General features: G+C 58.0%; 3 protein-coding genes and 1 pseudogene. All 4 read right to left on the bottom strand.

Annotation, left to right across the window (positions count from 1 at the left end; genetic code table 11):
• Positions 1–368 (bottom strand): annotated as a pseudogene (locus HK26_RS11800) (hypothetical protein); the annotation flags it as partial.
• A 4-nt stretch (positions 369–372) separates the two neighbouring features.
• Positions 373–627, bottom strand: coding sequence for a hypothetical protein (locus HK26_RS11795; RefSeq protein ID WP_086639960.1), 255 nt, complete (start codon positions 625–627; stop codon positions 373–375).
• A 62-nt stretch (positions 628–689) separates the two neighbouring features.
• The gene (locus HK26_RS11790; RefSeq protein WP_086639959.1) at positions 690–1,130 is read right to left on the bottom strand and encodes a hypothetical protein; all 441 of its coding nucleotides are present in this window, start codon (positions 1,128–1,130) and stop codon (positions 690–692) included.
• Between the two features lie 86 nt (positions 1,131–1,216).
• On the bottom strand, positions 1,217–1,897 hold a 681-nt coding region (locus HK26_RS13555; protein WP_257640996.1), incomplete at its 5' end, for a phage tail tube protein.

The following is a 1,897-nucleotide window of genomic DNA, read 5'->3' as shown; positions in this document are numbered from 1 at the left end:
GCGGGGGCCGCGTCCCATAGCTTTCCGTCCACCAGCACAGCCCAGCTTTTGCGGAAAGCGCCACTGCGCACTGGCGAGCGTTTGCGGCACTCATCCAGCGCCCAGTTTGCGGCCTGCGCGAGCTGGCTGAACACATAGGTAATGGTGCCGCCTGCAAGCTGGGCCGTTTCCTCCGCAGCCCCCCGCCTGCCATCCACTTTGGTGACATAAACAGGCGAGGCGCGGCCCTGCTGGATGGCCGTATCACGGATGAGGCGGCTCTTCTGGGCTACAGCGGCATGGATTGCCTGAGCTGATGCTCCCCTGCTGATTTGCAGGTTGACCTGCTCACGCAGAACAGTGGACCAACGCATTGCGGATCTCGCCATGGTCTTATGCCTTGTTCTTGTCCGCCCAGAACTGCGCAAACACGCGGTCCATGGCGATAATGCAGCGGTCAAGCAGCGCCATTTCTGCATTGGTCAGATGATGGTGCTCTGCCCACATCTTAACGATTGGCCATGGCGTGCCTCTGGGCTGGTTTTTGGAAATGGTGCCGCCAAAGGGAGTGCCGAAGATGAGCAGACTTTCCCGCCGACTTGTGGATAGGCGGTGCCATGCCCGCCATATCCAGTAGTAACATGGCATAGGATCAACTCGCTCCGATGCCACATCGGGGTCATCCCATAGGTCGGGACACTCTCCCCAATCTAGCTGCCAGAGGAGGGCGGCACAGAGTTTCCCTCAGCTTCCTCAGCCTGGCTTGCCCCATCGCGCGTAACCGAGCCAGCCGCTTCCCAGCATGCGTTCATCAGGCGGGAATATTTGGGGTCTTGCAGCAGGGTCTTGAATTCATCGACCGTAACCGGCTGGGTCTGAGCCGTATCCTTAAACAGACCATCCACGTCCACAACAAGGAAATCTGCCAGCAACTTGGCGTTGATCTGGCGGCGCACAGCATTGCCAATCAGGGCCGGGCTGGACACGCTGGCAGCCCGCATAGCCTTGTCCAGACGGCGGTTCTGCGCATCGACAAAAGCATCAGTGTAGCCACGACTTTTGATCTTGAGGCCGGGGTATTCATCAATATTGACCCATGCACCGTCGTTGATGGCGTTGCTATCGATAGCAAGATCGGAAAGAGCAGGCATTGGAAACTCCACATGAAAAAGGCCGCTCAGGCGGCCATGAAGGAAAAAGGATCGTCATATTATGACGATCCTTGGGAAAACTGCTGTCAGATACGGAAAATTGCGAAGGTCAGACCGCCGGGTGCCGGGTTAGCCTCAATGTCGCACTGCGCCACAACCGTGGCATTCTTGCCCGTAATCAGGGTTTTGAAATTCCGTAGCGTAGCGTTGACGAAAACAAACACGTAACCCCGACCATCTTCGCCCTTCATGGCAAGGGTCACGGGGCCGGTCACACCGGACTGGACCTTCTGGAACTCCGTGTAGTCCTTGAAGAAATACTCCAAAGAACCCGCTGCCTTGAAACTGCCGAACCGGATACCGCAGGCATCAGCATGACCCATGCCAATGTCCTGGGCATTGCCGTCACGGGACAGGGTAATGGTGGCGGTCCGCACGCAACCAGATGGAGCCTTGCCAAAGATGGTAGCCCCGGCAAAACCGCCCACCGTGTCCATGATCAGGCTGGTGGTGCGCGGGGTGACGGTTTGCGTCAGCGCCGAGGCGGACAGGAGCAGATTGGCGCACTGCATGTCCAACTGGATGGTCGGCACCTGCCCCTGCTGGAGGCTGATCTGTGCCTGACTGACCATGCTGCCGGGGTAGATCTGGAACTGAGTGCCCAGTTTTTTCTGAATGGACCATGTTTTGTAAATGGTGCCATTCATGATGTCTGCCAGCACAATGGCCGTACCATCCGACATGGCCGTGCCATCGGCCACCAGAGG

The sequence above is a fragment of the Acetobacter okinawensis genome (assembly GCF_002153655.1).
Classification (GTDB): Bacteria; Pseudomonadota; Alphaproteobacteria; order Acetobacterales; family Acetobacteraceae; genus Acetobacter; species Acetobacter okinawensis_A.
This window is presented reverse-complemented; position numbering and strand designations above follow the sequence as displayed.